At 65.6% G+C, this 5,490-nt stretch carries 3 protein-coding genes and 1 pseudogene; 2 read left to right on the top strand and 2 right to left on the bottom strand.

The annotated features are described in order from the left end of the window. Window positions 1-130: 130 nt before the first annotated feature. Window positions 131-1,381, bottom strand: a complete 1,251-nt coding sequence (gene urtA / locus ACFWF3_RS22465) for an urea ABC transporter substrate-binding protein (RefSeq protein WP_056814694.1) — start codon at window positions 1,379-1,381, stop codon at window positions 131-133. 341 nt (window positions 1,382-1,722) lie between these two features. On the opposite strand from urtA, the gene ACFWF3_RS22460 reads away from it, so the two are divergent. Continuing rightward, a complete protein-coding gene (locus tag ACFWF3_RS22460; RefSeq protein WP_379315157.1) occupies window positions 1,723-3,552 on the top strand; it encodes an acyl-CoA dehydrogenase in 1,830 nt (609 codons plus the stop codon). 4 nt (window positions 3,553-3,556) lie between these two features. On the opposite strand, the gene ramB is transcribed toward ACFWF3_RS22460, so the two are convergent. After that, window positions 3,557-4,963, bottom strand: a complete 1,407-nt coding sequence (gene ramB, locus ACFWF3_RS22455; protein WP_379315156.1) for an acetate metabolism transcriptional regulator RamB — start codon at window positions 4,961-4,963, stop codon at window positions 3,557-3,559. Window positions 4,964-5,057: 94 nt separating this feature from the next. On the opposite strand from ramB, the pseudogene ACFWF3_RS22450 reads away from it, so the two are divergent. After that, window positions 5,058-5,490 (top strand): annotated as a pseudogene (locus tag ACFWF3_RS22450) (ATP-dependent DNA ligase); the annotation flags it as partial.

Here is a 5,490-nt window from a genome sequence, read left to right as displayed (position 1 = left end):
GAGCAGAAGAATGGATCCCAGACTCAGCCCGGTGAAGAGCTGACTGATCAGCACGTCCATTGCAGTGGACTCCTTGGAGATGGGGCGATGTGGGACGCGCGCACTGCGCGTCCCACATCTGTCGGGCTGTTTACTTGAGGCCCTTGGCCCATTCGTAGGACTTCAGGTACGGGTCCGGGGTGATGGCCTTGCCGGAATCCCAGACGGTGTAGATCAGGCCGTCGGGGCGGATCTCGCCGATCCGGGCGGTCTTGGTGATGTGGTGGTTGGAGCCGTCGATGGTGACGGTGCCCTCGGGGGCGTCGAAGCTCACGCCGTCGGCCGCGGCCTGAATGTCGGCCACGGCGAACGACTTCGCCTTCTCGACGGTGTTCTTCCACAGGTACACCGAGGCGTAGGCGGCTTCCATCGGGTCCGAGGTGGGCTTGTCGGCGCCGAAGGCCGCCTTGTAGTCGGCGACGAACTTCTTGTTCGCCGGGGAGTCGACTGTCTGGTAGTAGTTCCAGGCGGTGAGCTGGCCCGCGATGTTCTGCGCGCCGATGCCCGCGACCTCTTCCTCGGCGATCGATACCGAAACCACCGGCATCTCAGCGGCTTTCAGGCCCGCGTTGGTGTACTCGCGGAAGAAGGCGACGTTGGAGTCACCGTTGAGGGTGTTGAACACCGCGCCCGCCTTGGCGGCGCGCACCTTGTTGACGATGGTGGAGAAGTCGGTGGAGCCGAGCGGGGTGTAGTCCTCGCCCTTGATCTCGATCCCGTTGGCCGCGGCGTAGGCCTTGATCTCGCGGTTGGCGGTCTGCGGGAAGACGTAGTCGGAGCCGACCAGGTAGAGGGACTTGATGCCCTTCTGCTTCAGGTAGTCCAGCGCGGGAATGATCTGCTGGTTGGTGGTGGCGCCGGTGTAGAAGATGTTCTTGGAATCTTCCAGACCCTCGTACTGCACGGGGTAGTAGAGCAGCGAGTTCAGGCTCTCGAACTTGGGCTTCATGGCCTTGCGGCTCGACGAGGTCCAGCCGCCGAACACCGAAGCGACACAGTCGGAGCTGATCAGCTTCTCCGCCTTCTCGGCGAAGGTCTTGGGGTCCGAGGCGCCGTCTTCGAGGACGATCTCGATTTTCTTGCCGAGGACGCCGCCCGCCGCGTTGATCTGGTCGATCGCCAGCTTGGTCGAATTGGCCACGGTGACTTCGGAAATGGCCATCGTGCCCGACAGCGAGTGCAGCGAGCCCACCTTGATGGTGTCCTTGCTGGTGTCGACGCAGGAGGCTGCGGTCGAGCCGGTCGACGCGTCGTCGCGCGCACCACAGCCGGTGAGCAGCAGGCCGGCGACGGCCACCGCGGCAGGCACGACAAGTGCCTTGACCAAACGGGATTCAGACATGGGGCGGTTCTCCTCATCAGGTGTAACGGCGGCGCCACACGCGCCACAACGAATACCGCCGCTGTCTGCCCCGGAGACTGGATGTACACCGAGTTGTATACAGAAGCTGTATTCGTGATTCGAGACAGTAGATGGAACTTGTTGCACCCGAATGTCTCTCGGTCACGTGCCCGTTTCGTCTGTTTCGTCCGTGTGAATTGTTCGTCGGCGACAGCTGGAGAAGGGTCGCCTTGCCTACGGTTGCGTAGGGGCGCGCAGGTGCGGCACGCTTCGATTTGTACAACGTCGAGCCGCCGAGCCACACGGCAATCGGCCGTGTGCGGTCAGTCGAGGAGGGCCCAATGGGGCACTACAAGGCGAACGTGCGTGACATCGAGTTCAATCTGTTCGAGGTCCTGAACCTGGACAAGGTTCTGGACACGGGCGCCTACGGCGACCTGGACTCCGATACGGTGCGCCAGCTCCTCGACGAGGTGAAACACCTGGCCGAAGGTCCGATCGCGGACTCGTTCGCCGAGGCAGACCGGCACCCGGTGGTCTTCCACCCCGATACCCACGACATCACCGTGCCCGATCCGCTGCGCAAGACGGTGGACGTGGTGCACGAAGCGGGCTGGTACCGCCTGGCCATGCCGGCGGGTATGGACGGCACCGCCGCCCCGAACGCGCTGATGTGGGCGATCAACGAGCTCATCATCTGTGCCAATCCGGCGGCCAGCTTCTTCAACATGGGCCCGATGATGGGCTCGGTGCTCTACGAGATCGGCAACGACGAACAGAAGCGCTGGGCACAGGGCGGGTTCGAGCGCGGGTGGCAGGCGACCATGGTGCTCACCGAGCCGGATGCCGGATCCGATGTCGGCGCCGGTCGCACCAGGGCCGTGCCGCAGCCCGACGGGTCATGGCACATCGACGGGGTGAAACGGTTCATTTCCGGCGGTGACGTGGGGGATACGGCCGAGAACATCTTCCACCTGGTGCTCGCCCGGCCGGAGGGCGGCGGCCCCGGCACCAAGGGGCTTTCGCTGTTCTACGTGCCGAAGTTCCTCTTCGATCCGCAGACGCTGGAACCGGGCGACCGCAACGGTGTGTACGTGACCGGGGTCGAGCACAAGATGGGGATCAAGTCCTCGCCGACCTGCGAGGTGACCTTCGGCGGCACCGCGGTGCCCGCCAAGGGCTGGCTGGTCGGCGATGTGCACAACGGCATCGCCCAGATGTTCAAGGTGATCGAGAACGCGCGGATGACGGTCGGTGTGAAGTCGTCCGGGACGTTGTCGACCGGGTATCTGAACGCGCTCGAGTACGCCAAGACGCGGGTGCAGGGCGCGGATCTGACGCAGGTCGCCGACAAGGCGGCGCCGCGCGTCACCATCACCCATCACCCCGATGTGCGCCGGTCGCTGGCCATGCAGAAGGCCTACGCGGAGGGGTTGCGAGCGGTGTATCTGTATACCGCCGCGCATCAGAACGCGGATGTGGCGCAGCTGGTGTCCGGTGCCGATCCGGAGACCGCGCACCGCGTGAACGATCTGCTACTGCCGATCGTCAAGGGCGTGGGATCCGAGCGCGCGTACCAGTTGCTCGCCGAGTCGCTGCAGACTTTCGGCGGCTCCGGCTATCTGCAGGACTATCCGATCGAGCAGTACATCCGTGACGCCAAGATCGACTCGCTCTACGAGGGCACCACGGCGATCCAGGCCCAGGACTTCTTCTTCCGCAAGATCATTCGCGATCGTGGCGTCGCCCTATCCCACGTGAACGCGCAGATCGGCGTCTACCTGGACAATGACACCGGCCGTTTCGCCACCGAGCGCGCCCTGCTGCGCACCGCCCAGGCCGACGTCGGCGCGATGGCCGCCACCCTCACCGGCTACGCCATGGCGGGCCGGAGCGAGCCCACCGAGCTCTACAAGGTGGGCCTCGGCTCGGTTCGCTTCCTGATGGCGGTCGGCGATCTCCTCATCGCCTGGCGCCTGCTGGTCCAGGCCGACATCGCCGCCGCCGCCCTGGCCTCCGACGCCGCACCGCGGGACCGCCCCTACTACCAGGGCAAAGTCGCCGCGGCGAGTTTCTTCGCCAAGAATGTCCTCCCCGAACTCACCGCTACCAAGAACATCCTCGCCGCCATCGACAACGACATCATGGCGGTCCCGGAGGAAGCCTTCTGAGCAGCTATTTGATGAGGTAGGGCGAGACCGAGCTGCGGTGTTCGCTGATGTCGAGGGCCTTGCCCAGCGGCGGGAAGGCGCGCTGGGGGCAGTTGGAGCGCACGCACACTCGGCAGCCCGCGCCGATGGGGGTGGCGTTGGCTTCGCCGAGGTCGATGCCGTCGGCGTAGACGACGCGGCCCGCGTGGCGCAGCTCGCAGCCGAGGCCGATCGCGAAGGTCTTGCCGGGTTGGCCGTAGCGGGTGGCGCGGCGTTCCACGGTGCGCGCGATCCAGAGGTATTTGCGGCCGTCGGGCATCTGGGCGATCTGGGTCATGATCTTGCCGGGGTAGGCGAAGGTCTCGTAGACGTTCCAGAGCGGGCAGGTACCGCCGCTGGCCGAGAAGTGGAAACCCGTGGCGGACTGGCGCTTCGACATATTGCCCGCGCGGTCGACGCGTACGAAGGAGAACGGGACGCCGCGCAGGGTCGGCCGTTGCAGGGTCGACAGGCGGTGGCAGATGGTTTCGAAACTCTGCGAGAAATGCGCCGACAGGCGTTCGATGTCGTAGCGGAAATTCTCGGCTACTTCGTGAAAGTGCGTGTAGGGCAAGACCATCGCGGCCGCGAAGTAGTTCGCCAGGCCGAGCATCGCGAGTTTGTGCGAGGCATCGGAGGCGAAATTGCCCTCGTCGACCAGTTTTTCGAGGAGCGGGCCGCATTCCAGGTAGGCGAGTTCGGCGGCGAGTTTGAAGGTGCGCTGCCCACCGGACAGGTGTGGGGAGATCTCGAGCTGTTTGCTCTCGGGATCGAAATGGTGCAGCACGCCCTCGCCGAGGTCGATGCGCTCGTTGATCCGCACGCCGTGCGCACGCAGCAGGCGCACGATCTCGGTGCTCACCTCGCCACCGTGGAACCGGATGCGCGCAGTGAGATCCTCTGCGGCGGTATCCAATTCGTGGATGTAGTTCTGGCGCTGATAGAAGTAGTCGCGCACTTCCTCGTGCGGCTTGCTGATCGCGGCGCTGCCGGAACCGTCGGCGAACCGGTCCTCGGTGGCGGCGGCCAGCTGCGCGCTGGTGTTGCGGTAGCGGTTGTGCATGGCCACCAGGGCGCGCGCCATCGACGGATGGGCGGAGACCATGTCGGCGATCTGCTGAGTGTCGGCCTCGATGCCGAGCTCGGCGTCCATCACCACTTCGGACAGCTCGGCGATGAGCCGGGTGTCGTCCTGGGCGGAGAAGAAGGTGGGGTCGACGCCGAAGACCTCGTTGATGCGCGTGAGCACCGGCACGGTGAGCGGTCGCACGTCGTGTTCGATCTGGTTCAGATAGCTGGCCGAGATCTCCAGTTTCTGCGCCAGCGAGACCTGGCTCAGCCCACGTTCGGTCCGCAGCTGGCGCAGCCGCGCTCCGACATAGGTCTTGGCCATATGTCCAGTTTAGGGGCGGTTTCGCAGGCTTGCCAATGGATTCTTAACAACGGGGCTCGAGCTCTGTGTCACACCCTCGCGATACTGTCGTTGGGTGCTGTTCAGCGATGTCGTCACGGCCTCCGCGGCCGTGCGGGCGACCCGGTCGCGCAAGGCGAAAACCGCCGCGCTGGCCGAGCTCTTCGGCGCCGCGGACCCGTCCGAGATCGGGACCGTGGTGGCATGGTTGTCCGGCGAGCTGGTGCAGGGCCGGATCGGGGCCGGGTGGCGCACGGTGGCCGGGCTCGAGACCCCGCCGAGCGGCGACGCGAGCCTCACCGTCGGCGCGGTGGACGACATCTTCTCCCAGCTCACCGGCCTGAACGGCAAGGGCTCGACCAACCGGCGCCGCGAATTGCTGACCGAGCTCTTCACCGCCGCGACCGAGGAGGAACAGTCCTTCCTGGTCCGCCTGCTCACCGGCGAACTCCGGCAGGGCGCGCTCACCGCGATCGTGGTCGAGGCGCTCGCACAGTCCACCGGCATCC

It is taken from the genome of Nocardia sp. NPDC060220, from assembly GCF_042727815.1.
Taxonomy (GTDB): Bacteria; Actinomycetota; Actinomycetes; order Mycobacteriales; family Mycobacteriaceae; genus Nocardia.
The sequence above is the reverse complement of the archived record's forward strand: the minus strand, read 5'-3'. Positions and strand labels throughout refer to the sequence as shown.

Excerpts from the sequence above, each read along its gene's own strand:
- ACFWF3_RS22460 (WP_379315157.1), top strand. The coding sequence starts at position 1,723 with ATGGGGCACTACAAGGCGAACGTGCGTGACATCGAGTTCAATCTGTTC.
- urtA (WP_056814694.1), bottom strand. The coding sequence starts at position 1,381 with ATGTCTGAATCCCGTTTGGTCAAGGCACTTGTCGTGCCTGCCGCGGTG.
- ramB (WP_379315156.1), bottom strand. The coding sequence starts at position 4,963 with ATGGCCAAGACCTATGTCGGAGCGCGGCTGCGCCAGCTGCGGACCGAA.